24 protein-coding genes are annotated in these 26519 nt (G+C 67.3%); 9 read left to right on the top strand and 15 right to left on the bottom strand.

Annotated features, from left to right (window positions below):
• Positions 1 to 95 precede the first annotated feature (95 nt).
• The 6 genes from mexW to ACYAF3_RS05010 form a co-directional block, all read right to left on the bottom strand.
• Complete coding sequence (gene mexW / locus ACYAF3_RS05035) at positions 96 to 3152, bottom strand: multidrug efflux RND transporter permease subunit MexW (RefSeq protein ID WP_004348039.1); 3057 nt, start codon at positions 3150 to 3152, stop codon at positions 96 to 98.
• 50 nt (positions 3153 to 3202) lie between these two features.
• The gene (gene mexV / locus ACYAF3_RS05030) at positions 3203 to 4333 is read right to left on the bottom strand and encodes a multidrug efflux RND transporter periplasmic adaptor subunit MexV (RefSeq protein ID WP_003123284.1); all 1131 of its coding nucleotides are present in this window, start codon (positions 4331 to 4333) and stop codon (positions 3203 to 3205) included.
• Between the two features lie 169 nt (positions 4334 to 4502).
• A complete protein-coding gene (locus ACYAF3_RS05025) occupies positions 4503 to 5597 on the bottom strand; it encodes a DUF1513 domain-containing protein (protein WP_003120887.1) in 1095 nt (364 codons plus the stop codon).
• A 10-nt stretch (positions 5598 to 5607) separates the two neighbouring features.
• A complete protein-coding gene (locus ACYAF3_RS05020; protein ID WP_042913166.1) occupies positions 5608 to 6672 on the bottom strand; it encodes an imelysin family protein in 1065 nt (354 codons plus the stop codon).
• A gap of 9 nt (positions 6673 to 6681) precedes the next feature.
• Entirely contained in the window at positions 6682 to 8103 is a 1422-nt protein-coding gene (locus tag ACYAF3_RS05015) for a di-heme oxidoreductase family protein (protein ID WP_003102642.1), read from the bottom strand.
• 163 nt (positions 8104 to 8266) lie between these two features.
• Positions 8267 to 9607 (bottom strand): imelysin family protein, encoded by a 1341-nt coding sequence (locus tag ACYAF3_RS05010; protein ID WP_003112765.1) that lies wholly within the window; start codon positions 9605 to 9607, stop codon positions 8267 to 8269.
• Between the two features lie 193 nt (positions 9608 to 9800).
• On the opposite strand from ACYAF3_RS05010, the gene ACYAF3_RS05005 reads away from it, so the two are divergent.
• Both ACYAF3_RS05005 and ACYAF3_RS05000 read left to right on the top strand, forming a co-directional pair.
• On the top strand, positions 9801 to 10373 hold the full coding sequence (locus ACYAF3_RS05005; RefSeq protein ID WP_003094011.1) for a LemA family protein: 573 nt from the start codon (positions 9801 to 9803) through the stop codon (positions 10371 to 10373).
• Between the two features lies 1 nt (position 10374).
• Positions 10375 to 11277: a GIDE domain-containing protein gene (locus tag ACYAF3_RS05000; RefSeq protein WP_003116195.1), complete on the top strand. Its 903-nt coding sequence runs from the start codon at positions 10375 to 10377 to the stop codon at positions 11275 to 11277.
• On the opposite strand, the gene bifA is transcribed toward ACYAF3_RS05000, so the two are convergent.
• From bifA to ACYAF3_RS04980, 4 genes are all read right to left on the bottom strand, one after another.
• Positions 11278 to 13341 carry a cyclic-di-GMP phosphodiesterase BifA gene (bifA, locus tag ACYAF3_RS04995; protein ID WP_003094007.1) on the bottom strand — a complete coding sequence of 688 codons (2064 nt, stop codon included), beginning with the start codon at positions 13339 to 13341 and terminating at the stop codon, positions 11278 to 11280.
• A gap of 180 nt (positions 13342 to 13521) precedes the next feature.
• Complete coding sequence (gene sodB / locus ACYAF3_RS04990) at positions 13522 to 14103, bottom strand: superoxide dismutase [Fe] (protein ID WP_003094005.1); 582 nt, start codon at positions 14101 to 14103, stop codon at positions 13522 to 13524.
• A gap of 346 nt (positions 14104 to 14449) precedes the next feature.
• Entirely contained in the window at positions 14450 to 15052 is a 603-nt protein-coding gene (locus ACYAF3_RS04985; RefSeq protein WP_128669487.1) for a LysE/ArgO family amino acid transporter, read from the bottom strand.
• 1 nt (position 15053) lies between these two features.
• Positions 15054 to 15455, bottom strand: a complete 402-nt coding sequence (locus ACYAF3_RS04980) for an ACT domain-containing protein (protein WP_023087796.1) — start codon at positions 15453 to 15455, stop codon at positions 15054 to 15056.
• Between the two features lie 97 nt (positions 15456 to 15552).
• Here ACYAF3_RS04980 and ACYAF3_RS04975 point away from each other — a divergent pair, with 97 nt between their 5' ends.
• Positions 15553 to 16455 (top strand): LysR family transcriptional regulator ArgP, encoded by a 903-nt coding sequence (locus ACYAF3_RS04975; RefSeq protein ID WP_003120877.1) that lies wholly within the window; start codon positions 15553 to 15555, stop codon positions 16453 to 16455.
• Here ACYAF3_RS04975 and ACYAF3_RS04970 read toward each other — a convergent pair whose 3' ends face one another.
• Positions 16456 to 17514, bottom strand: coding sequence for a saccharopine dehydrogenase family protein (locus ACYAF3_RS04970; RefSeq protein WP_003093996.1), 1059 nt, complete (start codon positions 17512 to 17514; stop codon positions 16456 to 16458).
• A gap of 184 nt (positions 17515 to 17698) precedes the next feature.
• Between ACYAF3_RS04970 and ACYAF3_RS04965 the strand changes: the two genes are divergently transcribed.
• The gene (locus ACYAF3_RS04965; protein WP_003103823.1) at positions 17699 to 18688 is read left to right on the top strand and encodes an NAD-dependent epimerase/dehydratase family protein; all 990 of its coding nucleotides are present in this window, start codon (positions 17699 to 17701) and stop codon (positions 18686 to 18688) included.
• Here ACYAF3_RS04965 and ACYAF3_RS04960 read toward each other — a convergent pair whose 3' ends face one another.
• Positions 18689 to 18952: a hypothetical protein gene (locus ACYAF3_RS04960; protein ID WP_003103821.1), complete on the bottom strand. Its 264-nt coding sequence runs from the start codon at positions 18950 to 18952 to the stop codon at positions 18689 to 18691.
• Between the two features lie 290 nt (positions 18953 to 19242).
• On the opposite strand from ACYAF3_RS04960, the gene ACYAF3_RS04955 reads away from it, so the two are divergent.
• The 4 genes from ACYAF3_RS04955 to ACYAF3_RS04940 all read left to right on the top strand — a co-directional run bounded on the left by ACYAF3_RS04955 (position 19243) and on the right by ACYAF3_RS04940 (position 23082).
• On the top strand, positions 19243 to 20079 hold the full coding sequence (locus tag ACYAF3_RS04955; protein ID WP_023465232.1) for an ATPase: 837 nt from the start codon (positions 19243 to 19245) through the stop codon (positions 20077 to 20079).
• A 215-nt stretch (positions 20080 to 20294) separates the two neighbouring features.
• On the top strand, positions 20295 to 20522 hold the full coding sequence (gene feoA / locus ACYAF3_RS04950) for a ferrous iron transporter A (RefSeq protein WP_003103819.1): 228 nt from the start codon (positions 20295 to 20297) through the stop codon (positions 20520 to 20522).
• A 17-nt stretch (positions 20523 to 20539) separates the two neighbouring features.
• The gene (feoB, locus tag ACYAF3_RS04945; RefSeq protein WP_003103814.1) at positions 20540 to 22840 is read left to right on the top strand and encodes a Fe(2+) transporter permease subunit FeoB; all 2301 of its coding nucleotides are present in this window, start codon (positions 20540 to 20542) and stop codon (positions 22838 to 22840) included.
• Positions 22840 to 23082: a FeoC-like transcriptional regulator gene (locus ACYAF3_RS04940; RefSeq protein WP_003103812.1), complete on the top strand. Its 243-nt coding sequence runs from the start codon at positions 22840 to 22842 to the stop codon at positions 23080 to 23082. Before feoB ends, ACYAF3_RS04940 begins: the two co-directional genes overlap by 1 nt.
• Positions 23083 to 23141: 59 nt before the next feature.
• Here ACYAF3_RS04940 and ACYAF3_RS04935 read toward each other — a convergent pair whose 3' ends face one another.
• The 3 genes from ACYAF3_RS04935 to pyeR are packed head-to-tail and all read right to left on the bottom strand — an operon-like array spanning position 23142 to position 25748.
• Positions 23142 to 24194 carry an alkene reductase gene (locus ACYAF3_RS04935; protein WP_003103810.1) on the bottom strand — a complete coding sequence of 351 codons (1053 nt, stop codon included), beginning with the start codon at positions 24192 to 24194 and terminating at the stop codon, positions 23142 to 23144.
• 36 nt (positions 24195 to 24230) lie between these two features.
• Positions 24231 to 25397, bottom strand: coding sequence for an MFS transporter (locus ACYAF3_RS04930; protein WP_105579154.1), 1167 nt, complete (start codon positions 25395 to 25397; stop codon positions 24231 to 24233).
• 48 nt (positions 25398 to 25445) lie between these two features.
• On the bottom strand, positions 25446 to 25748 hold the full coding sequence (pyeR, locus tag ACYAF3_RS04925; RefSeq protein WP_003093978.1) for an ArsR family transcriptional repressor PyeR: 303 nt from the start codon (positions 25746 to 25748) through the stop codon (positions 25446 to 25448).
• 152 nt (positions 25749 to 25900) lie between these two features.
• Here pyeR and ACYAF3_RS04920 point away from each other — a divergent pair, with 152 nt between their 5' ends.
• Positions 25901 to 26473: an acyl carrier protein phosphodiesterase gene (locus ACYAF3_RS04920; protein ID WP_003093976.1), complete on the top strand. Its 573-nt coding sequence runs from the start codon at positions 25901 to 25903 to the stop codon at positions 26471 to 26473.
• Positions 26474 to 26519: the final 46 nt, after the last annotated feature.

The following is a 26519-nucleotide window of genomic DNA, read 5'->3' as shown; positions in this document are numbered from 1 at the left end:
CGGCTGCCGGCGGACATAGGATCGCGCCCGGAGGGCTGTGGGATGGGGCGACAGCGCCGGCGGACAGCGCTGTTGTCGCTGTCCGCCGTTTCCGATCAGTGTGCGTTTGCCGCTTGCGTCACGCCTGGCGGGGCATCCGGCCTGGCCACCAGGGTGTAGATGCACGGCAGGACGAACAGGGTGAAGAGGGTGCCCACCGACATGCCGGTCGCGATCACGATGCCGATGTCGAAGCGACTGACCGCCCCGGCGCCGGTGGCGAGGATCAGCGGGATCACCCCGAGCACCATAGCCGCGGTGGTCATCAGTACTGGCCGCAGGCGGATCGCGGCGGCCTGCTCGATGGCCTCGCGACGCCCCAGCCCCTGTTCGTGGCGCAACTGGTTGGCGAACTCGACGATCAGGATGCCGTGTTTGCTGATCAGGCCGATCAGTGTCACCAGGCCGACCTGGGTATAGATGTTCAGGCTCGACACGCCGAGGAACAGCGGTATCAGCGCACCGCAGATCGACAGCGGCACGGTGACCATGATCACCAGCGGATCGCGGAAGCTTTCGAACTGTGCGGCGAGGACCAGGAAGATGATCGCCAGGGCCAGTCCGAAGGTGACCAGCAATGCGCTGCCTTCCTGCACGTATTGCCGGGAAGCGCCGGCGTAGTCGACGGCGAAGCCACGCGGGGCTTCCTCGCGGGCGATCTGCTGAACCGTCTCGATGGCCTCGCCCATGCTGACGATGGGGAAGCCGGAGATGATCGCCGAGTTGAGCTGCTGGAACTGGTTCAGTTGCCGTGGCCGTGCCCGTTCGTGGGTCTCGATCAGGGTCGAGAGGGCGACCAGTTGGCCGTTGTGGCTCTTCACGTAGTAGCTGCCGAGCCAGCCGGGATTGTCGCGATAGGGGCGTTCGACCTGGGCGATGACCTTGTAGCTGCGCCCGTCGATGGTGAAGCGGTTGATCTCGCCCTCGCCGAGCAGGCTGGCCAGCGCCACCCCCAGGTCCTGCATGGAGACGCCCATCTGCGCGGCCTTCTCGCGGTCGATGTCGACCACCAGCTCGGGTTTGTCGAACGCCAGGTCGAGATCGAGGAAGGCGAACTTGCCGGACTCGCTGGCGCGCTGCTTCACCCGTTGCGCCACTTGCAGCAGCGACTCGTAGTCGTTGGCGGTGTTGAGCACGAACTGGAATGGCAGGCCCTCGCCGGTGCCCGGTAGCGACGGCAGGTTGAAGGCGAAGATTTGCACGCCGGGAATCTCGTTGAGCTTCGCCTGCACCGCATGGAGCAATTCCATCTGGCTCTTTTCGCGTTCGTCCCAGGGCTTGAGCAGCATGCCGCCGATGCCGGCCTGGACGCCGTTGTAGCCGTTGATCTGGAACGCCGAGTAATACTCCGGGAAGCTGCGGAAGATGCCTTCGAACTCGGCGGTGTAGCGATTCAGGTAGTCGAGGTTGGCGGTTTGCGGCGAGTTGGTCATGAGGAACACGATGCCCTGGTCCTCTTCCGGCGCCAGCTCCTTCTTGGTGAACATCAGCAGTACCGGGATCAGCGCCAGTACCAGCACGGCGAACACCAGGACCACCGGACGGGTGTCCAGGGTGCCGTGGAGGGCGCGCTGGTAGCGTCGCTTCAGGCCCTCGAAGATCAGGTCGAGGCGATGCGCCAGGCCCGAGGGATTCTCCTCGTGGCGCAACAGGCGCGAGCACATCATCGGCGACAGGGTCAGGGCGACGATCCCGGAAATGATCACCGCGCCGGCCAGGGTGAAGGCGAACTCCTTGAACAGGGCGCCGGTGAGGCCGGTGAGGAAGCCGATCGGCGCGTAGACCGCGGCGAGGGTGATGGTCATGCTGACCACCGGTACAGCGATCTCCCGCGCGCCCTCCAGGGCAGCCTCGAAGGGCGGCTTGCCCTCCTCGATGTGGCGGTGGATGTTTTCCACCACCACGATCGCGTCGTCCACCACCAGGCCGATGGCCAGGACCATCGCCAGCAGGGTCAGCAGGTTGATCGAGTAGCCCATGGCCTGCATGAAGAACAATACGCCGATCATCGACAGCGGAATGGTCACCACCGGGATCAGTACCGAACGGAACGCGCCGAGGAACAGGAACACCACCACGATGACGATCAGCACCGCCTCGCCGAGGGTCTTCACCACTTCATCGATGGAGGCCTGAATGAAGCGCGTGGCGTCGTAGGCGATGGACACCTTGAGGTTGGGCGGCAATTGCTCTTCCAGTTCGGGCATCTTCGCCCGCACTTCCTTGATCACGTCCAGCGGGTTGGCGCTGGGCGTGCCCTTGATGCCGATGTAGACCGAGGGAATCCCATTGAACGAACTGATCGCGTCGTAGCTGGCGGCGCCCAGTTCGACCCGTGCGACATCACCCATCAGCACCCGGCGGTCGCCGTCGGTCTTCACCGGGATGGCGGCGAAGGCCTGGGGCGACTTGAGGTCGGTGGAAGCATTGACGCTGGTGACCACCAACTGGCCCTTCACCTCGCCGGCGGCGGCGAGGAAGTTGTACTGCTGCACCGCCTGGTTGATCTCGCCGGCGGTGACGCCGAACGCGGCCATCTTCACCGGGTCCAGCCACAGGCGCATGGCGAACACCTGGTTGCCGAGGATCTCCGCCTCGGCGATACCGGGCAGGGTCGCCAGCTTGGGCTGGATCACCCGCGACAGGTAGTCGGTGATCTGCGGGTTGTTCATCTGCTCGCTGTAGAAGCTGATGTACATCAGCGCCGAGGCGTCCGCGGCCTCCTTCTGCAGCACCGGGTCCTCGGCGTCCGGCGGCAGCTGGCTCTTCACTTCGTTGGACTTGGCCAGCAGCTCGGTGACCAGGCGATCGGTATTGGCGCCGATCCGCGCGTAGATGGAGATGGTCGAATAGTTCTGCCGGCTCACCGAGGTCATGTAGTCGATGCCTTCGGCGCTGGCCAGGCTCTGCTGCAGCGGCTGGGTGATGTAGCCCTGGATGGTTTCCGCGTTGGCGCCGGCGTAGAGCGTGGTCACCGTGATCAGCGCGTTCTCCATTTGCGGATACTCGCGGATCACCAGCTTGCTGAAGGCCTGCATGCCGAGCAGGACGATCAGCAGGCTGACCACGCTCGCCAGGACCGGACGACGGATGAACGGATCGGTAAAAGCCATGTTTCAGTCCCTTGGCAAGCCTTCCGCCACGGAGTGGGAAGGCGCGCGACTCAGTGCTCTTGCTGGAGGTCCCGCTCGGCGACGATGGCCACCGCGGCGCCGTTGTCGAGCTTCAGTTGCCCGGAAGTCACTACCTGCTCGCCGCCCTCCAGGCCTTCGAGCACCACCGCCAGGCCTTCGCGGCGTTCGCCGATCCTGACGAAGCGGCGCTCGACGACCCGTTGCGGCTGGCCCTTGTCATCCTTCGACACCTGGCCCTGCTCGTCCTTCTTCTGCCCGACGACGTAGATCGAGTCGCCGTAGAGGGTGAAGGTGATCGCCGTCTCCGGGACCACGACGCGTTGTTCCTCGCCAGGCAACATCACCTCGAGGTTGGCGAACATGCCCGGCAGCAGCTTGCCGTCCGGGTTCTCCAGGGCAGCGCGGACCTGCAGGTTGCGGGTCTCGTTGTCGACCTTGGGGTTGATGGCGGCGATCTCGGCGTCGAACACCTGGGCGGGGTAGGCGGCGACCCGGACCTTCACCAGTTGGCCGCGGCTGAGCAGGGGGAAGTCCTGCTCGGGCAGGTGGAAATCCAGGAGCAGGGTGGAAAGGTCCTGCAAGGTGGCGATCGGCGTCCCGGGCGAGACGTAGTCGCCGACGTCCACCTGGCGGATGCCGATGGTCCCGGCGAAGGGCGCGAGCACGCGCTTCTTCGCCAGCGCCGCCTTCAGCTCGGCGACGGTGGCGCTGGTCTTGGCCCACTGCGCGGCGAGACGATCGAATTCGCTTTTCGAGATGGCCTTGCTGCCGATCAGTTCGCGGCCGCGCTGGTACTCGGCCCTGGCCAGGCCGAGATCGGCCTCGGCAGTGCGCAGGGTGGCTTCCTCGACGTCGCTTTCCAACTGGATCAGCGGTTGGTCCAGCTTCACCTGGTCGCCGGAAAGGAACAGTACGTCGCGTACCGTGCCGGAGACTTCGGCGGTGAGGGTCACGCCCTGGAATGCCTTGAGGCTGCCGATGGCTGGCAGGCGGCTCTGCCAGGGACGCTTTTCGGCCAGGCTGGCGGTCACGCTGATCGGCGGTTTCGGTGCGCTGAAAAGGGCGATCTGCTGACGGATGGAGTAGACCTTGTAGCCGGCGAGAATCGCCACCACGGCGATCACCGCGGCGAGCATGATCAACATGCGGCGGAGCAACATAATCCTGGTCCCTGGTATGCCGAGAGCGCCCCGTTTCGGGGCGAATCCGACACATTACGTGCAGCTTTCAAGGCTTGTCAAAGCACAGGATTGGCGAAAGATTTCAAGCGTGTTGCAGGTCGCTTCCGACTTTCGCGGACCGGTATGGCGAGAGGTTGACGCCGCGCTCTCAGGCCAGGTGCAGGTGGTTGTCCCAGAGGCCGGAAGGCAGCTCCAGCGGTTGCGCGGCGATGCGCTCGCCCTGGCAGTCGTAGAAGCGGCAACGGCCCTGTCCGGACGTGACGACGAAGCCGTTCTTCACCGCGCCCACGCCGGCGCAGTCCGGCAACGGCGCGTCGAGGCGTACGGCACCGCTGTCCAGGTCCCAGATGAAGAAACGGTTGCCGCGCGGGGCGGTCAGGGCCACCAGGCGCAGGTCGTCGTGGATCGCCACGCTGGCGGTGTACTGGGCCATCGCCAGGCGCTGCTCCTCGGCCACCGGGAAGGCTTCGAAGGGACGGCCGGGGCGCTTGATCGCCAGCAGGTCGGCATGTTCGTGGGCATCGCCCATGAACTGCTGGCCGGCGACGATGGTGCCGTCGCGACCGATCGCCAGGTGGCGGACGCTGTTCATCTGCTGCGCCAGGGTTTCCTTGGACAGCAGGTTGCCGTCGCGGCGCATCAGCACCAGGCTGGGCTCCATGGCGTCGAGGTTCATCTCGACCCGGCTTTCCGCCTCGGTGCGAATGCCGCCATTGGCCACTACCAGGGTCTCGCCGTCGGGCATCCAGGAAACCTGGTGCGGCCCGAGGCCGTGGGTGGAGATCTCGCCGCTGTGCTGCAGTCGCTCGCCGTCGAAACGGTAGACGCCGAGCACGCCGCGACCGGGATCGGTAGTGTCGTTCTCGGTGGCGTAGAGCCACTCGCCGCTCTGGTGGAACACGCCGTGGCCGTAGAAGTGGCGGTCTTTCTGCGAGACCAGGGTCTGCAGCAGGCAACCGTCGTTCAGGTCGATCAGGTAGCTTTCGGTGCCTGGCCGGCGGGCGACGAACAGCGCCAGCGGCAGGCTCGGGTGCTGGACGATGTCGTGGCAGCGCTGGGCCACGCGGGTGGCGAACTGGCACTTGCCGTCCAGGCGGTAGCCCACCGCGTAATGCTGGCCATCGGCGTCGTCGCGCGCCGATAGCACCAGCGGTTGGCTACCCAGGCGGCTGAAGCTCCAGCCGCCGAAGGACAAGGCGCCGAGCAGCAGGCTGCCCAGGCCGATCACATGACGTCGCAGCATGGTGCCGACCTCAGTCGCCATCGTTGGCGTTGAAGCCCAGTTGCACGCCGAGGGCGCGGGCCAGGTCGCCTTCGTGCAGGCGGTGGACCACGTTCAGGCTGTCATAGAGGGCGTTGAGCTGGTTGCGCCCGTCTTCGCTGGCGAGCAGTTCGGAGAGCGGTTTCTGTTCCAGCGCCGCCAGCTTCGCGTGGCTTTCGGCGTAGGCGGCGTCGATCTTGTCGGCCAGGGCCTTCTGTTCGGCCGGCAGCAGGGTCTTCAGGCCCTTGCCATCGATACCTTCCCAGAGCGCCTGGGCGCCGCTCAGGCTGGCGTCCAGGCTGGCCAGCGAGGCGTTGCTGCGCCAGGCCTCGGCCTGGTAGGGCTGGGGAATGCCCTTGCTCTGCCGGCCCAGCGGAGTACCGAGTTTCTTCTTCAGCATGTCCAGGGCGGTGACCTGGACCCGCAGCAGCTCGGCGATCGCCTCGTGGGCGTCGGCGTAGCGGTCGTTGGGGAACTTGCTCATCTGGGTGAGCATGCCGCCGTCGTTCTTCCAGCGCGCCAGGATGTCCTGGGCCAGTTGCTGCTGGTGGGTGCCGATGGCTTCCAGCAACGGGCAATAGCGGGCCTTGGTGGCGGCGTCGGCGAGGTCGATCTTGCTGTCGAAGAGGATGTATTCGTAGGCGGAGAGCCCCTGCACCACCACGCTGGCCTTGGCCAGGGCCGCGGCGTCGACCTGCGGGTTGTTCTTCAGCAACTGTTCGACCTGGCGCCCGACCAGGTCCTTCTTGTCCGGCCAGAACTGCACCTGCCAGGCGCGGTTGCCCTCGGCCAGCGGGCCGATCAGCAGCGGTTGCAGCTCGGCCCAGGCCTTCTGCGCGGCGTGGAACGCGTCGCGGGCCTTGGCCAGGTCTTCCTTGCCCTGGCAGTAGGCCAGGGCGCTGCTGGCCAGGGCCTGGTCGGCCTCCACCCAGCGGCTGTAGGTCGGCAGGATCACCTGTTGCGCCAGGGCGGCACTGGTGACGGCCTGCGGGTCTTGCGGCGAGCAGGCGCCGAGGGCGATGGCGAGGCTGGTCAAGAGCAGTCGTGGGCGGAACATGTGGGCTCCTCAGAGTGAATTCAGGAAGGCCAGCAGGGCGCTGCGCTGGTCGGCGTCGAAGCCGAGCACGTGCCGCTTGGCCGCTTCGGCTTCGCCGCCGTGCCAGAGGATCGCCTCCAGCAGATTGCGGGCGCGCCCGTCGTGGAGGAACTGGGTGTGGCCGTTGACCGTTTCGGTCAGGCCGATGCCCCATAGCGGCGGGGTTCGCCAGTCCCGCCCGCTGGCGAGAAATTCCGGGCGATTGTCCGCCAAGCCGTCGCCCATGTCATGCAGCAACAGGTCGGAATAGGGACGAATCCGCTGGTTGGCCAGCTCCGGCTCGCTGGCGTCGGAACCGGTAGTGAAGGCGGGAACGTGGCAGGCCACGCAGTTGGCCTGGGCGAACAGGCGCTTGCCGGCCAGCACCTGCGGGTCGTCCACCTTGCGCCGCGCCGGGACCGCCAGGTTGCGGCTGTAGAACAGCACCTGGGCGAAGATGTTGTCGCTGACTTCCGGCTCGCCGCCGTCGGGCGCCCGGCGGCACTCGACCTGGGCGGCGCTGCAGTCGTCGTGGGGCAGCAGGCTGCTGGTCAGGCCCATGTCGTTGGCGAAGGCGTGCGCGTTCTGCTGCGGGATATCCGGCTGGCCGGCCTTCCAGCCGAAGCGGCCGAGCGCGGTGCGCTGCCGCGCGGCATCCCAGACCTGGTTGGCGCGCCCGCGGATACCGTCGCCGTTGCGGTCGTCCGGATCGGCATTGGCCAGGATCGCCTCTTCGGGAATCGCCTCGAGCAGGCCGAGCCCGATCATCGGCGGGGCGACGCGGGCGGAAAACATCGTCTGCGGATGCATCGGCCCATAGCCGAGCTGGCTGATACGCAGGATCGGCTTGCGCAGTTCGACCTCGGTGCCGTCCTCGAACCTCACCTTCAGCGGCTCGTAGTCCACCCGCACCTTGCCTTCCGGGGCGACGCCGGGAATGCCGACGTCCTGCAACTGGCCGCCGTAGGTCGGCTCGGGAATCACCCCCTGGTGCAACAGGGTCTTGCCGTCCGCAGGGCCGGCCGGGATCGACAGGCGTACCAGCATCGACACCGCGCTGACCGCGTCCGCTCCCGGCGGGTGGCCGCGGCCGTCCTTCACATGGCAGTTCTGGCAGGCGTTGGTATTGAACAGCGGTCCCAGACCGTCGCGCGCGGTGGTGGAGGAAGGGGCGATCACCCAGGGGTTGCGGAAGAAACTGTTGCCCACGCTGAAGTCCAGGCGCCGGCTCGGGGCGAGGTTGGCGGAGGGCAGGGAGAAGGCGTTGCGGTCGCTTTGCAGCACCGTGGTCGCGCCCCCGGACAGGTGTTCGCCGGGCTCGGCGCGCAGCGGTTCGTCGTCGGCGCCGCATCCGCCCAGAAGGAGCGCCGTCAGGAGACAGGCAAGCGGCATGGAAGGTGACGGCAACGACATCGGCGAACATCCCGGGACTGCGTGGAAACAGCCCGCAAGCTTACCAGTTGGGGCTAATCAAAATAAGAGGGATTTGCGTTTGTAAAGGCCCGCGAAGTCCGCTTTCGAGGCCCTGAAACGCAGCGTGCGGCCATGGGCCGCACGCTGTTGGCGCAGGAAGGAATCAGAACTCGTGGTCGGCGTTGTCCGGCTTCAGGTCCTGGATACCCAGCTTGCCAGCGGCCTGCTCGATGGCGCCGGTCTGCTTGACCAGGGCGGCGATGGCGTCGCGGATCTTCTGCTGGCCGTCCTTGTTGTCCGGAGCGATCATCTGGTCGAAGTGCACGCCATCCTTCTCGGCGCTGTCGACGATGGCCTGCAGCTTGGCCTCGGTGTCGGCCAGGTCGGCCTTCAGGGTGTCGTTGGCGGCGGCGTCGGCCTTGGCGACCAGGTCGGCCAGGCTCGGGCCCTTGACCACGCTGCCGTCGATGCGCTTGTACTCGCCGAGGTAGATGTTGCGGATGCTCTTGCCGTTGAAGAACAGGGTGTGGTGGGTGTCGTCGCTGAAGCAGTCGTGCTCGTCTTCGGTGGAGTTGGCCTCCAGCGCGACCTTCATGCGCTCGCCGGCCAGTTCGCCGAGGGACAGGCTGCCCATGCCGAAGAACATCTTGCGCAGGCCGGTATCCACCGGTTCGGCTTCCAGCTTGGCGCGGTAGTTGTCGGCGACGCCGGCTTTCCACTGTCCGGCCATGTATTCGAGGTCGCTGACCAGCAGGTCGGTGACGGCCTTCAGGTAGGCGGCGCGACGGTCGCAATGGCCGCCGGTGCAGTCCTTGCCCTGGGCATAGTCGGTGGCGGGACGGTTGCCGGCGCCCGGACCGGTGCCGTTCAGGTCCTGGCCCCAGAGGAGGAACTCGATGGCGTGGTAGCCGGTGGCGACGTTGGCTTCGGAACCGCCCAGCTCGTTCAGGCTGGCCAGTTTCTCGCCGGTGATTTCCTTGACGTCGATCTTGTCTTCGCCGACCTGGATCTCGGTGTTGGCGACGATGTTGGCGGTGGCGCCAGGGTTGCCCAGGGCGTGCTGGTAGTCCTTGGCGACATAGTCGATCAGGCCTTCGTCCAGCGGCCAGGCGTTAACCTGTCCTTCCCAGTCGTCGATGATCGCGTTGCCGAAGCGGAAGGCTTCGCTCTGGGAGTAGGGGGTACGAGCGGCGAACCAGGCTTCCTTGGCGGCTTTCAGGGTCTCCGCGTCAGGCTTGGCGAGGAACGCGTCGATGGCTTTCTGCAGGTCCTTGGCGGTGCTCAGGGCATCGGCGAAGGTGGCTTCGGCGAGGTCCGCGTAGTTCTTGATCACCGCCTTGGCGGCGGCCTCGTCGACCTTGGCGGCCGGGGCGGCGGCGGGCGCGGCGGGCTGCGTGCTGGCCGCCGGTGTTGCGGGCGCTTCGGCTTTCTTGTCGTCGCCGCAGCCGGCGAGGGAGATGGCGAGGGCCAGCAGACTGGCGGTGGCCAGGGGCATACGAGTCATGGCGGATTCCTTTGCTTTATTGGTGGCGTGCCGAAGCGGCGTGCGCTTGTCGGAAACACCCGCGAGGGCGTTAAAAAACCGCCACATAATGCGAAAGATTTGCATTTTTGAAAAGGGCGCAGCGTGATCGCCGTCGTGCCTGGACATGTCGGGCGCAGCTAGAATGCCAGTATCTTCGTCCGGAGCTCCGTCCATGAGTCTGACCGCTATCGCTTTCTGGGTTGTCCTGCTGCTGCTCGCCGGCTACGCGGTGGTGCTCTACAACGGCCTGGTACGGCTGAAGCACGCCGTGGGCAAGGCCTGGGCCAACATCGACGTGCTCCTCAAGCAGCGCCATGACGAGTTGCCGAAGCTGGTCGAGGCCTGCAAGCAATACATGCAGCACGAGCGCGCCACCCTGGAGCGGGTCATCGCCGCCCGCAACGCCGTCGCCAGCGCCCGCGAGCGCGCCGACGTGAATGCCCTGGGCAAGGCCGAGAGCGGCCTGCGCGCCGGCCTGGGGCAGCTCTTCGCGCTGGCCGAGAACTACCCGCAGCTCAAGGCCAACGAAAGTTTCCAGTTCCTTTCCCAGCGCATCAGCGGCCTGGAGAACGGGATCGCCGATCGCCGCGAGCTGTACAACGAGGCGGTGAACCTGAACAACGTGCGCATCGAGCAATTTCCCGACCTGCTGATCGCTCGTGTCGCTGGCTTCAAGGCCGCCGAGCTGTTGCAGTTCAGCGAGGCGGAGAAGGCCGACGTCGATCTCAAGGCCCTGTTCGGCTGAGATGGACTTCGACCTGCGCTGGCTGTTCATCGCCGCCAGCCTGGGGCTCTGCGCCTGGGCCGGCTGGCAGTTCGTGCACCGCCTTGCCCGGGCGCGCCTGCTCGGCGACGTACCGACCTCGCGGATCCGTTCGGCGGCGCAGGGTTTCGTCGAACTCTACGGGGTGCTCGAGGAGGGCCCGGAAGGCCCGCTGCAGGCTCCCTTGACCGGCAAGCCGTGCCTGTGGTGGCGCTACCGCATCGAAGTCGAGGAAAAGCGCAGTGGCCGCGAGAAGGCCTGGCGCACCGTCGACAAAGGTGCCAGCGAGTCGCCATTCGGCTTGCGCGATGCCACCGATGCCTGCCTGGTCGACCCACGCGGCGCCGAGGTGCGACCCTTGACCCTGCAGCGCTGGGAGGCTTTTCGCGAAGCACCGATCGATACCCTGCGACTGCTGGAGAGCTTCGGCACCCTGGTCGGCGGAGAGCGGCTCTACCGCTACACCGAGGAGCGCCTGCATGCCGGCGAGCCGCTCTATGCGCTGGGCGAATTCCGCAGCAGCGGTGGCGGTCGCCAGGGACTCGATGCCGAACGGGCGCAGGGTGCGGTGATCCGTGAATGGAAGGGCGATTTCCACGGGCTGCTGGCGCGCTTCGACAGCGACGGCAACGGCGAGCTGGACGAGCGCGAATGGAACCGGGTGCGCCTGGCGGCACGGCTGGAGGCCGAGGATCGGCATCGGGCAAGCAGCGCCGCGCCGACCCGCCACCGGCTCGGCAAGCCGGGGGAGGCGCATCCCTTCATTCTCTCCAGCCAGGGCGAGGACGATCTCGCCGTGCAACTGCGCCGCCAGGCGGCGGGGGCCGCGTTGCTCTGCCTGGGCAGCGCGCTATTGGCGGGCTGGCTGTTCAGCCGCCTGTTCTGATCAGGGCCGTTCGCTGCTGGTGGCCTGGCTCAGGCGTCGCGCCTGCTTGAGGTACTGGGTCAGTTCCCTGGCCGGCAGCGGCTTGCTGTACAGGTAGCCCTGACCTTCGTTGCAACCTTCGGCGATGATGTACGCCTCCTGCTCGGCGGTTTCCACGCCCTCGGCGATCACCTGCATGCCCAGGCTCTTGCCGAGCTGGATGATGGCGCGAACGATGGTCGCGTCGTCCTCGTCCTGCAGCAGGTCCTGGACGAAACTCTTGTCGATCTTGATCTTGTCCAGCGGCAGGCTCTTCAGGTAGCTCAGCGAGGAATAGCCGGTGCCGAAATCGTCGATGGCGATCAGCGCGCCGGCGCGGCGCAGGCTGAGGAGGTGCTGGGCGGCAGTGGAGATGTCCTCCATCAGGCCGGTCTCGGTGACTTCCAGCTCCAGGCTGCGCGCCGGCAGGCGGTAGACCTGCAGCAGGTTGCTGACCACCCGTGGCAGGGCGTTGTGGTGGAGCTGCACGGTGGAAAGATTGACCGCCATGCGCAGGTCGTCGAAGCCCTGGTCGTGCCATTCGCGCAACTGCCGGCAGGCCTGGTCGAGCACCCACTCGCCGATGCTGAAGATGCTGCCGTTCTGTTCCGCCAGCGGGATGAACAGGTCCGGCGGGACGAAGCCGTGCAACGGATGTTGCCAGCGCAGCAGCGCCTCGACGCCGACCACGCGGTGGTCGCGGTAGTCCACCTGCGGCTGGTAGACGAGGTGCAGCTCGTGGCGCTGCAGGGCGTCGCGCAGGTCCTTTTCCAGTTCCCGGCGGCGACGCATCTCGCTGTCCACGCTGGCGATGTAGAACTGGTAGCGGTTGCGCGAGCGGGTCTTGGCCAGGGTCATGGTCTGCTCGGCCTTCTGCAGCAGTTTCTCCGTGGTCTCGCCGTCCTCGGGGAACAGGGTGATACCGATGGTGGCGCGCAGGCGCACCTCGTGCTGGTCGATCTCGAACGGCGCTTCCAGGCCGTCGAGGATGCTCTGCGCCAGTTCGGCCGCCTCGTAGGGTTGCTCGATGTCGGCCTGGACCAGGGCGAACTGGTCGCCGCCCAGGCGCGCCAGCGAACCGAGCCGCGCGCTGTGCCCGCGCAGGCGGTCGGCGAGGGCGATCAGCAACTGGTCGCCGAGCTGGTAGGTGTACTGCTCGTTGATCCCCTTGAAATCGTCGAGGCCCAGGCACAGCACTGCTACCCGGCGCTGCTGGCGGCCGGCGCCGTCGAGGATCTGGTCGAGTTGCTGTTGCAGCAACTGGCGGTTCGGCAGGCCGGTGAGGAAGTCGTACTGGGAAATGCGCAGCAGGTTGTCTTCGGCCTCGCGGCGCAGGTGGCTGTTGCTTTCGATCGAGGCGAGCAACTGGTTGGCGGTGGTCACCCAGAGCCCCAGCTCGTTGCGTTCGTGCCCCTTGAGCAGCGGCAACTGGTGCTGGCTGGGGCGGTCGGGATTGATGCTGACCAGGTGCTCGATGATCTTCGACAGCGGCTTGGTCAGCATCCAGTGGTAGACCAGGAACAGCACCAGGCCCATGGCCAGGGCGCGGAGAATGCCGGAGATGAAGATGATTTCCGAAGTGGTGACGAAGTTCTCGCCGTAGGGCGCGGTGTCCAGGGTGATCTTCAGGTCGCCGTAGTATTCGCTATAGGGCGGGCGGCCGATCAGTCGAATGCTGAAGGTGCGTTCCTGGCCGAGGATCGGGTCGGTCAGCCAGCGCGTCGGCAGGTCCAGCAGCGGCCTGGATTTCTCCGCCAGCATCGGCTCGCCGGGATGGCCGATGCTCGCCTGGCGCACCGCCTCGTGCTGGAACAGGCCTTCGAGGACCTGCATCGCCATTTCCCGGTCGAGGCTGTAGACCGCCTGGGTGGAAGGGTCGCGGACCATCGCGAGGATGCGTTGGGCGTCGCTGCTCACCGCCTGCTTGGCCTTGTAGGCGTCGAAGACGATCTGCGCGCAACTGAGCACTACGCCAACGGCCAGCGCCGCCAGTAGCACGACACGCAGCAGCTTGAGCGAGAGGCTGTGTCGGGAGTCCAGTTTCAAGGGGCCTTCCTTGTTCGTCGCCAGGGCGAAAGACAAGCCGGTAGGAAGAGCTTGTTTACCTCAAGAGGCTATCACGAGCGAAGGTCTACCAGTTCCTGAGGGTAGACGATGGCTCCTGGACCGCAGATTAAAACGAAAAAGCCCGGCGAATGCCGGGCTTTTTCGTGGTTCTGATCAGACTCAGGCAGCGAAATTCTTCGCTACGAAGTCCCAGTTGACCAGGTTCCAGAACGCCTCGACGTACTTCGGACGCAGGTTGCGGTAGTCGATGTAGTAGGCGTGTTCCCAGACGTCGCAGGTCAGCAGCGGGGTGTCGCCGCTGGTCAGCGGGTTGCCGGCACCGATGGTGCTGGCCAGGGCCAGGGAGCCGTCGGCCTTCTTCACCAGCCAGCCCCAGCCGGAACCGAAGGTGCCGACGGAAGTCTTGGTGAACTCTTCCTTGAACTTGTCGAAGGAGCCGAAGGCGGCGTTGATGGCGTCGGCCAGGGCGCCGGTGGGCTGGCCACCGCCGTTCGGGCTCAGGCAGTTCCAGTAGAAGGTGTGGTTCCACACCTGGGCGGCGTTGTTGAAGATGCCGCCGGAGGAGCTCTTGACGATCTCTTCGAGGCTCTTGCCTTCGAACTCGGTACCCGGGATCAGGTTGTTCAGGTTCACCACGTAGGTGTTGTGGTGCTTGTCGTGGTGGTATTCCAGGGTTTCTGCGGAAATGTGCGGCTCAAGGGCGTTCTTTTCGTAAGGCAGCGGCGGCAATTCGAAAGCCATGGTGTCTCTCCTATTCTTCCTCAGGTCAGGACTGGCGCGGCTAGCGCGCGACCGGTTCACGGGGCCGGTCCGATGCCTGTCCGGGAGCCCGTCCTGGATCCCCGGGGGGACGTTCGGCGGAGCGCTCCGGAAAGGGCGCCGGGTGCGACTCGGAGCCTAGGCTCCCAGTGCCGCGAACTCCGGATCATAGCACCCGTGTCGGGGCATATCCACGCAGCAACTGTAGGGGCAAAGGCCGGCGGCGGCGCGCTGCGACGGGCTTCTGCAAGCTCGCCGGCGAACACCGCCACATTCTCTCTGGACTGCCTGGCGGCGCGAGGGTTCGCTCGGGAAGACAGAAACCGCGTTATCCCCGGAACAGCAGTTGCGCGGCCATGCCCAGCATCATGGCCGCCACCATCAGGTCGAGCAGGCGCCAGGTGGCCGGGCGCGCCAGCCAGGGGGCCAGCCATGCCGCGCCGAGGGCGAGGGCGAAGAACCACATCAGCGAGGCGCTGGCCGCGCCGAGGGCATAGGCGCCCGGCGCGGCCTGCTGGGCGCCGAGCGAACCGATAAGAAGTACGGTATCGAGATAGACGTGGGGGTTGAGCAGGGTGACCGCCAGTGCCGCCAGAAGCACCGCCTTGCGCGAGCGTGGCCCGGTTTCCGCGGCGTTGCCGAGGGCGTCCGGGCGCAACGCGCGAAGCAGCGCCTTGAGCCCGTACCAGGTCAGGAAGGCGATCCCGCCCCAGCGGGTGATGGCCAGCAGCGTCGGGTTTTCCAGCAGCAGCTTGGCCAGGCCGAACACGCCGAGGCTGACCAGCACCGCGTCGCAGAACACGCAGAGCGCGGCTACCGAGAGGTGATGCTCGCGGCGCAGGCTCTGCGCGAGGACGAAGGCATTCTGCGCGCCGATGGCGATGATCAGGCCGGCAGCCACCAGGATGCCGTTGAGATAGCTCTGCCACATGTCAGTGTGCCTCCGCCGCCAGCCGCTGGAGCACGGCGAGGGCGCGCCGGCCCTCGTCGCGGGCGACGAACAGGTGGTCGTGGAAATAGCCGGCCATCACGTTGCAACTGATCCCGGCTTCGGCCAGCGCCGTGGCGAAGGCGGCGGTCAGGCCCACCGCCGCCAACGAGGAGTGCACCGTCAGGGTGATCCAGGCCGCCACGTATTCGTAGGGCAGGCCCAGGCGTTCGGCCTGCCGGCGTTCGAGCACCAGGGTCAGGCCCTCGCGCTCGCGGAAGCTGGCGAGCGGCTCGGCGCCGTTCGGCAGCGCGCCAGCGGCGCAGGTACAGAACACATAGTCGCCGGGATTGAGTTCGGGAGTGAGCGTGCGCAGCAGGGGGCGCAGCGAGGTTTCGCCAGCCATGGTCGGTCCGCGTCGGGTGGATCGGAAAAGTGCTGGCGAGTGTGGCCGCGGGCGGTTTATAAGGAAAACGAATCCTGCTGATCTCTCATTAGGAAAACTGATTTTGTTCGACTACAAGTTGCTCGCCGCGCTGGCCGCAGTGGTGGAGCAGGGCGGTTTCGAGCGCGCCGCACAGGCGCTGGGGCTGTCGCAGTCGGCGGTATCGCAGCGGATCAAGCTGCTCGAGGCGCGGGTCGGCCAGCCGGTCCTGGTGCGCGAGACGCCGCCGCATCCCACCGATCTCGGGCGCCGCCTGCTCAACCATGTGCAGCAGGTGCGGCTGCTGGAGGGCGACCTGCAGCGCTGGGTGCCGAACCTGGATGAAGGCGGTGCCCCGGAACGCCTGCGCATCGCTCTCAACGCCGATAGCCTGGCGACCTGGTGGGCCGCCGCGGTGGGCGATTTCTGCGCCGAGCGGCGGGTGCTGCTGGACCTTGTGGTGGAGGACCAGGAGGTCGGGCTCAAGCGCATGCGCGCGGGCGAAGTGGCGGGCTGCGTCTGCGGTAGCGCGCGGCCGGTGGCCGGCGCGCGTTCGCTGCTGCTCGGAGCCATGCGTTATCGCGGCCTGGCCAGCCCGGATTTCATTGCCCGGCACTTTCCCCGCGGGGTCGAGGCGGCCGCCCTGGCCGGCGTGCCGGCGATCGTGTTCGGCCCGGACGACCTGCTGCAACACCGCTTTCTCAAGGACCTCGGCGTCGAGGGCGGTTTCATCCACCACCTCTGCCCGTCCTCGGAAGGTTTCGTCCGCCTCACCGCCGGCGGTCTCGGCTGGGGCCTGGTGCCGGAGCGCCAGGTGCAAGGCGAGCTGGCGCGCGGCGAACTGGTCGAGCTGCTGCCCGGCCAGGTCATCGACGTACCGTTGTACTGGCACTACTGGCGCAACGGCGGCGAACTGCTCGCGTCGCTCACCGAGCACCTGCTCGCCCGCGCCGGCGACGGCTTGGTGCGGGTGTCAGGCTGATCAGCCGATGACGGTGATTCGTCCGGAGCCGGGCAACGATTCGACGCAGCGCGCGCCGAGCAACCGCGATGGCGTGAAGTAGCCGCCGGGACCCTGGTAGTCCAGCAGGTGGCGCACTGCCAGGAGCACGCCGTGCAGGGTCAGGTCGTACACGTTGGCCGTCTCCAGGCGCGCCGTGCGGCGTTCGCCGCGGGCGTTGCGCGCCTCGCCCCAGACCCAGGTGCGCAGGCGCTCGCGGGCCGCCTGGTCGGGGCCGGCGATGCGTTTGTCGACCTGCCCCTTGAGCCAGTCCTGGACCCGTTGCCGACCGAGCAGCGGACGCAGCGGGTCGATCAGGCGCATGCCCAGGGCCAGCAGCGGCGGCGCCGGCAGGTAGACCTCGATGTCCGGGATGCCGGTGCTGTAGTAGGCGGTGGCCACGTCGCCCCAGGGAATCGTCACGGCGTGCCGCAGGCCGCGGCCGAAATCGATGTCGCGGCGCTTGTAGCCCAGCGGCACGTCGCGCAGGCGGCCATTCTCGCGGATCTTGCCGCCGAACTTGAGGCCTTCGACGCTGGTCTTCGCGGTTCCCGTCGAAAGCCCGCTGCCGGTGTCGAAGCCCAGCGCCAGCCGTTGCGCGTCCGGCAGCGCCTCCTTCAGGCAGGCGGCCAGGCAATCGGTGGGGATCACATCGAAGCCGACGCCCGGGCAGACCACGATGCCGGCCTCGCGGGCCTCGGCGTCGCCGGCGTGGGCCTGCTCGAACACCGCGATCTCTCCAGTGATATCCACGTAGTGGGTGCCGGCGGCGCGGCAGGCGGCGATCATCGGCGTGCTGGTGGCAGAGAACGGACCGGCGCAATGGGCCACCACCTTCACCTGGTCCAGGGCTTCGCGGCAGGCCTGCGGATCCCCCAGGTCGAAGACCCGGCACTCCAGCCCGAGCTGGCTGCCGAGCGCGTGCAGGGCGGCCGGGTTGCGTCCGCCGAGGAGCGGCGTCAGGCCCTCGCGCTGCGCCTGTTCAGCGACCAGCCGGCCGGTGTAGCCGTTGGCGCCGTAGATCATCCAGTGACTGGCCATGGTGCGTCTCCCAGCGTGCAGGTGGCTTTCAGGTTAGACCTTGTAGCGCGCAGCGCCGCTTCTGTCGCCCAACGCAAGTCGTGCCGGCGGCCCGCAAGGTCGTTGTTCTGGCATGCTGTGCCAGTGGTGGCGCGGCTCCGGGTTGCTAGAGTCGCGGCACAAGAAGAACAACGGGAGAAACGCAATGCGGATTCTGGTAACGGGGGCGACGGGCTTCATCGGCGGGCGTTTCGCTCGCTTCGCCCTGGAGCAGGGCCTGTCGGTACGGGTCAGCGGTCGTCGTGCGGACGCGGTGGAACATCTGGTGGCGCGGGGCGCCGAGTTCGTTCCCGGCGACCTCGCCGACCCGGCGCTGGTCCTGCGCCTCTGCGAGGATGTCGAGGCGGTGGTGCATTGTGCCGGCGCGGTCGGAGTCTGGGGGCCGCGCGAACGCTTCCTGGCGGCCAACGTCGGGCTTGCCGAGAGCGTCGTCGAGGCCTGCATGCGGCAAAAGGTGCGGCGCCTGGTGCATCTGTCGTCGCCGTCGATCTATTTCGACGGGCGCGACCACCTGGACCTGAACGAAGAGTACGTACCCCGGCGTTTTTCCGACCATTACGGGGCGACCAAGTACCAGGCCGAGCAACTGGTGCTCAGCGCTCGCGACCTGGGCCTGGAAGTGTTGGCGCTGCGTCCGCGCTTCGTGGTCGGCGCCGGCGACACCAGCATCTTCCCGCGAATGATCCAGGCCCACCGCAAGGGACGCCTGCGGATCCTCGGCAACGGCCTGAACCGGGTCGACTTCACCAGCGTGCACAATCTCAACGACGCGCTGTTCAGTTGCCTGCTGGCCGGCGAGCCGGCGCTGGGCAAGGTCTACAACATCAGCAACGGGCAGCCGGTACCGTTCTGGGATGCGGTCAACTACGTGATGCGCCAGCTCGACCTGCCGCCGGTCGGCGGTCACCTGCCGTATGCCGTCGGCTATGGCCTGGCGGCGCTCAACGAAGGCGTCTGCCGGATCCTGCCGGGGCGCCCGGAGCCGGTGCTGTTCCGCCTGGGCATGGCGGTGATGGCGAAGAACTTCACCCTGGACATCAACCGCGCCCGCGAATACCTCGACTACGACCCGCGGGTCAGCCTGTGGACCGCGCTTGACGAGTTCTGCGCCTGGTGGCGCGCCCAGGGACTCTGATTAGCCGCGCAACGGGCCGGCGTATTGTCGGCTCGGCGCCTGCGCGGGCAACAGGGAAGGTTCCGCCGGCGGCAGCGCGACCCCGCTGAGCCTGCCGAGGCGCTGTCCCAGCTCCCGCGTCGTCGCATCGCCGGAGCGGGCGCAGGCCGCCTGCATCGCGGCGATCGCATCGCGTTGCTGGAAGTGGATATCCAGCGCCTGTTCCTCGCGTAGGCGTCGGCGCACGGCGCGCATGCAATCCAGCAAGGATTTGTTCAACTCCATGCATCCTCCGGCTCTCGAATCTGCCCGGCAATGCCCAGGCAAGCGACGTGCCATGCGGGCCGCGGACCAGCGCCGGCGTGCGGGGCGGGGAACCGCTGGCGGCCTGCGGCGGTCTGTGCCGGACAACGTTCGCTCCGTCTTGGGGCGCACGGCTTCGCGGTGGAGCGCCCCGGTCCGGCAATTTGCTTCGAGCAGACGCTGAAGGGGCGGGGCCGAACCGATATAATGCGCCATTCGGCCCTTTCTCCAGGCCTCCGGCAGGATGCCGTTCCCCTTCACAGGTTTTCACCATGCGTAACGATGCTTTCGACGAACTCGACGATGTGCCCAGCCTGACCACCGATGCTGCCGACCGTGATGAATTCGGCCACCACCCGCGGCACGTCTACGAACCGGAGCAGCGCCGGGTCGTCGACACCAAGGAGCGCCGTCCGGCCTCTACCGGCCCGCTCTGGGCCCTGCTCGGGGCGATGCTGATCGCCCTCGCCGGGGTGGGTTGGTGGAGCCACCAGCAAATCAGCCTGATGGAACAGCAGTTGGTGGCGACCCAGGAAAGCTTCGTAAGGATCAGCGAGGAAGCCGCCGGGCGCCTCGACGACATTCGCGGCAAGGTGGTCGCCAGCGAGTCCAGCGTCACCAGCGAACGCGAGGCGCTGCGCCTGCAGGTCAAGCAACTGCAGGAGAAACTCGGCAGCCAGGAACGCCAGCAGGCCGATGTGAGCAACCAGTTCGGCGGCCAGGGCAAACGCCTCGACCAACTGGCCAGCGATCTCAAGGCCCAGCAGGAAAGCGCGGCGCAACTGGTCGCGCAACTGGACGGCAAGCTGCAGACACTGGCCGCCGAACAGGAGAAGCTGAAAGCCCTGCAGGTCGAACTGGGCAAGACCAACGAGCAACTCAAGGTCCTCGGCGGCGATGTCGCGGCGCTGAAGAAGCAGGGCAACCCGAGCCAGACGATCAAGGGTATCCAGGATGACCTGCTGGTATTGCGCAGCCAGCTCGACAACCGCCCGGCCCAGGGCGGCAATACCGCCGAGTTCGACGCCTTCCGCACCCAGGTGATGCGCAACATCAACACCCTCCAGGCCCAGGTGCAGAACCTGCAGCAGCAGCTCAATACCCGCTGACCCCTTGCGCCGCCAGCCGCCCGTCGCACCGGGCGCTGGCGGCGACAGTTCGCCGCGCCCGGCGAAAATCCCCGCTTCCATTGCTCTGGATCAGCGAATCCGCTGCTCCTCCACTCCGATACTGCGTCCTTAAGCGAGCCTTAAGTGAGAGTCGTTTAGATTCTCGGTCACCGGCCAGGGAGGCCATTGGTCCCTTCCTCTGCCTGGAATCCGCCATGAGCGCACTGCAACCGTCCCGTTCCTACCGCATCACCGGTTATTCCCCCGCCATCAGCAACGGCTATCGCCAACGCCTGTTCTCCATGGGGCTTCTGCCCGGCGCGGCGCTGCGCGTGGTGCGCATCGCCCCGCTGGGCGACCCGATCCAGGTCGAGACCCGCCAGACCAGCCTGGCGCTGCGGCGCAAGGACCTCGCCCTGCTGACCCTCGTCCCGCTCGACTGACCCCGCCCGGAATCCCCATGACCGCATTGACCCTCGGCCTGATCGGCAATCCCAACTCCGGCAAGACCACCCTGTTCAACCAGCTCACCGGCTCGCGCCAGCGGGTCGGCAACTGGGCCGGCGTCACCGTGGAGCGCAAGGAGGGTGCGTTCCATACCGTCCGTCACGCGGTACGCCTGGTCGACCTGCCCGGCACCTATTCGTTGACCAGCGTTTCCGCCCAGGCCTCGCTGGACGAGCAGATCGCCTGCCGCTACATCGCCAGCGGCGAAGTGGACGTGCTGGTCAACGTGGTGGATGCGGCGAACCTGGAGCGCAACCTGTACCTCACGGTGCAACTGCGGGAGATGGGCATCCCCTGCATCGTCGCGCTGAACATGCTCGACATCGCCCGTAGCCAGCGCATCCGCATCGATATCGACGGTCTGGCGCGGCGTCTCGGCTGCCCGGTGGTGCCGCTGGTATCCACCCGCGCCGATGGCATCGACGAACTGAAGGCGGCCATCGACTCCCTACAGCTCCCGCAGGCGGCGCTGGCGGTGGATTACCCACCGGCCATCCAGGCGCAGGTCGGCTACCTTCTGGAAACGCGCGCTCCGGCGGCCTCGGCCATCGAGCCGCGCTGGCTGGCGTTACAGGCGCTGGAAGGCGACATCTTCAACGGCCCGGCGCTGGGCTTGCCGCCCGCCACCCTGGAACAGGCGCGCCAGGGCTGCGGCGAGGAGCCCGAGCTGGCGATCGTCGATGCGCGCTACCGACTGATCGGCGAGATCTGTGCGGCGGTCTGCGACCACCAGCAGGCTCAGCCGCACCGGCTGACCCAATGGCTCGACCGGGTCGTCCTGAATCGCTGGCTGGGTCTGCCGATCTTCCTGCTGGTGATGTACCTGATGTTCTTCTTCGCCATCAACATCGGCGGGGCGCTACAGCCGATCTTCGACAAGGGCTCGTCGGCGATCTTCATCGACGGCATCCAGTGGCTGGGTATCCGCTTCGGCCTGCCCGATTGGCTCACGGTGTTCCTCGCCCAGGGCATCGGTGGCGGGGTCAACACGGTGTTGCCGCTGGTGCCGCAGATCGGCTTGATGTACCTGTTCCTCTCGCTGCTCGAGGATTCCGGCTACATGGCACGCGCGGCCTTCGTCATGGACCGCCTGATGCAGGCGCTGGGCCTGCCGGGCAAGTCGTTCGTGCCGCTGATCGTCGGTTTCGGCTGCAACGTACCGTCGATCATGGGCGCGCGGACCCTGGACGCGCAGCGCGAGCGGCTGATTACCATCATGATGGCGCCGTTCATGTCCTGCGGCGCGCGCCTGGCGATCTTCGCCGTATTCGCCGGGGCCTTCTTCGGCCAGGGCGGCGCGCTGGTGATCTTCTCCCTGTACCTGCTCGGCATCGTCGTGGCGATCCTCACCGGGCTGTTGCTCAAGCACACCTTGATGCGCGGCGAGGCCTCGCCGTTCGTCATGGAACTGCCGCTGTACCATGTGCCACACCTTAAGAGCCTGCTGCTGCAGACCTGGTCGCGCCTGCGCGGCTTCGTGGTGCGGGCCGGCAAGGTGATCATCCTGGTCAGCCTGGTGATCGGCGGCCTGAACAGCATCACCCTCGACGGCAAGCCGGTGCAGGGCGACATCGGCCATTCCGCGCTGGCCAGCGTCAGCCAGCGTCTCACTCCGCTGCTGGCGCCGCTCGGGGTGCAGCCGGACAACTGGCAGGCCACCGTCGGCCTGGTCACCGGGGCGATGGCCAAGGAAGTGGTGGTCGGCACCCTGAACACCCTCTACACCGCCGAGCAGATCCAGGGCGAGGCCTTCGACTACGAAGGCTACGACCTGCCCGGGCAACTGCGCGAGGCCCTGGTCGAGACCTGGGACGGCCTGGTCGATACCTTCAGCCTCAGCGTGCTGGCCAACCCGGTGGAGGCGAGCATGGCCGACGGCGACATGGAGACCGGCTCGATGGGCACCATGGCGAGCAAGTTCGGCAGCCCCATCGCGGCCTACAGCTATCTGGTCTTCGTCCTGCTCTACGTGCCCTGCGTGACCGCCATGGGCGCGATCGCCCGGGAAAGCAGCAAGGGCTGGATGGCTTTCTCGGTGCTCTGGGGGCTGAACGTCGCCTACTCGCTGGCGACCCTCTGCTACCAGGTCGCCACCTTCGCCGCGCACCCCGAGCGTAGCGTCCTGACCATCGCCGTGGTGCTGCTCTTCAACCTGATCCTGATGACCTGCCTGCGTCTGTTCGGCCGTGAGCAGGTACTGCAACTGCCAGGCCGAATGGCCGATGCCCCGAGCGGGCAGGGAGGATGTCACTGATGGCGACACTCATGCAGCTCCGCGCCGCCCTGGAAGACGGCCAGGCGCGTGGGCTGAAACAGCTCAGCCGCCAGGTGGACGCGCCGCCGGCGCTGGTGGAGGCGATCCTGGAGCGGCTGATCGCGCTCGGCAAGGTCGAGCGGGTGGCTGCGCAAAGCTCGGGCGGTTGCGGCGGCGGTTGCAAGGGCTGCGCCCAGCGCGATCCGTGCGCGGAGCCGGAGCCGTATTTCCGCCTGCGCTAGACGGGCAAAGCACAGAGCCCGCCACGACAAGCGTGGCGGGCTCTTCCTGGCTGGCGCGATCAGGCCAGGGTCGGATAGTCCAGGTAGCCTTCGGTACCGCCGGTATAGAAGGTTTCCGGGCGCGGCGGGTTCAGTTCGGCGCCCTGGCGCAGGCGTTCGACCAGGTCCGGGTTGGCGATGAAGGGGACGCCGAAGGCCACCGCATCGGCGTCGCCCTTGGCCAGGATGGCGTTGGCGCTGTCGAGGGTGAACTGCTCGTTGGCGATGTAGGGTCCGCCGAAGGCTTTCTTCAGGGCTACGCCGATGCTGTCGTCGGCCTGCGCTTCGCGGGCGCAGATGAAGGCGATGCCGCGCTTGCCCAGCTCACGGGCGACATGGCTGAAGGTTTCCAGGCGGTTGGAATCGCCCATGTCGTGGGAGTCGGCACGCGGCGCCAGGTGTACGCCGACGCGCTGGGCGCCCCATACGGAGATCGCCGCGTCGGTGACCTCCAGCAGCAGGCGCGCGCGGTTCTCGATGGAGCCGCCGTAGCGGTCGGTGCGCTTGTTGGTGCTGTCCTGGAGGAACTGGTCGAGCAGGTAGCCGTTGGCGCCGTGGATCTCCACGCCGTCGAAGCCGGCGGCCTTGGCCCGCTCGGCGCCCTGGCGGTAGGCCTCGACGATGTCGGCGATCTCCTCGGTGTCCAGCGCGCGCGGGGTGACGTAGGGACGCTTCGGGCGCACCAGGCTGACGTGCCCCTCGGCGGCGATGGCGCTCGGCGCCACCGGCAGCTCGCCATTCAGGTAGAGCGGATCGGAAATCCGCCCGACGTGCCAGAGTTGCAGGAAGATGCGCCCGCCGGCGGCGTGCACCGCCTTGGTCACGTTGCTCCAGCCACGGACCTGGTCATCGGACCAGATGCCGGGGGTGTCGGGGTAGCCCACGCCCATCGGCGTGACCGCGGTGGCCTCGCTGAGGATCAGGCCGGCATCGGCGCGCTGGGCGTAGTACTCGGCCATCAGGGCGTTGGGCACGCGGCCTTCATCGGCGCGGCAGCGGGTCAGCGGCGCCATGACGATACGGTTGGGCAGCTCGAGGTCGCCGAGCACGATGGGATCGAACAGAGTAGCCATGGAACATCCTCCACTAGGGAATAGACGGACAGGGGATCAATCGAGGACCGGCTGCGCCTGGGCGCGGCCGTTTCCGGAAAAGGCGATCAGGGTGGCCAGCAGCGCCAGCGCGGCCAGCGCGGCGGCGGCCAGCGGCACGCGGGTCAGGCCCAGGCCGTGGTCGATGACGCTGCCGCCGACCCAGGCGCCGAGCGCGTTGCCGACGTTGAAGGCGCCGATGTTCAGGGTCGCCACCAGGTTCGGCGCGGCATGCCCGACGCGGACCACGTTGACCTGCAGCGCGGGCACCGCGGCGAAGGCGGCGGCGGCCCAGAAGAACAGGGTGATCTCCGCCGGCAGCAGGGCCTGGCTGGTCCAGCTGAACAGCGCCGAGACCAGCGCCATGGCGGCGAACACCGCGGCCATGGTGGTGCCCAGGCGCCAGTCGGCGAGGCGGCCGCCGATCACGTTGCCGACGGTCAGGCCGACGCCGATCAGCAGCAGGGTCCAGGTCACGCCGCGCGGGCTGACCCCGGTGACTTCGCCGAGCAGCGGCGCGACGTAGGTGAACAGGGCGAACATCGAGGCGGCGAACAGCACGGTGGTGCCCAGGGCCAGCCACAGCGACGAGTTCTTCAGCGCGGACATTTCCTGGCGCAGGTCGACCTTCTCTTCCTCGCGGTCGTTTGGCAGCACCCTGGCCAGGCCGACGAAGGCGACCACGCCGATCAGGGTCACCACCCAGAAGGTCGCGCGCCAGCCGGCTTCCTGGCCGAGCGCGGTACCCAGCGGCACGCCGAGCACGTTGGCCAGGGTCAGGCCGGTGAACATCAGGGCCACGGCGGAAGCGCGGCGGTTCGGCGCCACCAGGCTGGCGGCGACCACCGAGCCGATGCCGAAGAAGGCGCCATGGCAGAGCGCGGTGACGATCCGCGCCAGCATCAGCAGGCCGTAGTTGGCGGCCACCGCGCAGAGCAGGTTGCCGACGATGAAGATGCCCATCAGCGCGAGCAGGGCTTTCTTGCGCTCCAGGCGGGCGGTGGCCATGGCCATCAGCGGGGCGCCGAAGGCCACGGCGAAGGCGTAGCCGCTGATCAGCCAGCCGGCGCTGGGAATGGATACCCGCAGGTCGCCGGCGACCTGCGGCAGCAGGCCCATGATGACGAATTCGGTGGTACCGATGGCAAAGGCGGATAAAGCGAGGACGAGAAGAGACGCCGGCATCGGTCGAGCTCCTGGACTGCGAGGTGGTGGGGTGGAAGCGAGTGCTGCTTACAGCTCGTCGCCGAGTTGGTCGAGGAAGGCCTGGATGGTCTCCTCGTTGCGCTTGAAGAAATTCCACTGGCCGACCCGGCGGCTGGTCACCAGACCGGCGCGTTGCAGGGTGGCGAGGTGTACCGACACGGTGGACTGGGAGAGACCGGTACGCTGGTCGAACTTGCCGGCGCAGACGCCGATCTCGAACGGGTGGTCCTGCTCGACGAAGTACTTCTCCGGTTCCTTCAGCCAGCGCAGCATGTCGCGTCGCACCGGGTGGGAGAGAGCCTTGATGATTTCGTCGATGTCCAGTGGCATGGCGGTGGTCCGTTGGCCGTCCATATCGGGTTGGGACGAACTATATATCGGTGTGGGACGATATGGGGATCGATTGCGACGATAGTCGCTATCGACAGGGCTGATGACGATGATCGAAACGACCGTTCCGTCCCTGGGGTAAGCTAGCCCGCATGAACTACCTCGCGCATCTCCACCTCGGCGGCCCGCAACCGGCCCAACTGCTCGGCAGCCTGTACGGCGACTTCGTCAAGGGCCGCCTGCAGGGACAATGGCCGGACGAGATCGAGCGGGCCATCCAGTTGCACCGGCGCATCGACGCCTTCACCGACAGCCACCCACTGGTGCATGCGGCCAAGCGGCGCTTCCCGCTGGAGCGCCGGCGTTTCGCCGGCGTCCTGCTGGACGTGTTCTTCGACCACTGCCTGGCGCGCGACTGGAACGACTACGCCGACGAACCGCTGCCGCAGTTCGTCGAGCGGGTCTACGGCACCCTGCGCACCGCCTCGCCGCTGCCGGAGCGCCTGGCGCGCATCGCGCCGCGGATGGCGGCCCAGGACTGGTTGGGCAGCTACCGCGAGTTCGCGGTCTTGCGCGAAGTGCTGGGCGGTATGTCGCGGAGGCTGTCGCGACCGCACCTGCTGGACGGCTCCTGGGAAGAACTGGCCCAGCGCTACGATGACCTGAGCGCGGATTTCCGCGCCTTCTACCCGCAACTCCAGGCTTTCGCCCTGAGCCAGCGCTGAGCCTGGCGCAGCGGCCATTGGCCCGGCCGGCGGAATCACCTATCAA

Source organism: Pseudomonas sp. TZ252, assembly GCF_056110345.1.
Note: the sequence above shows the minus strand (reverse complement) of the source record. Positions and strands in the feature narration are given on the sequence as shown.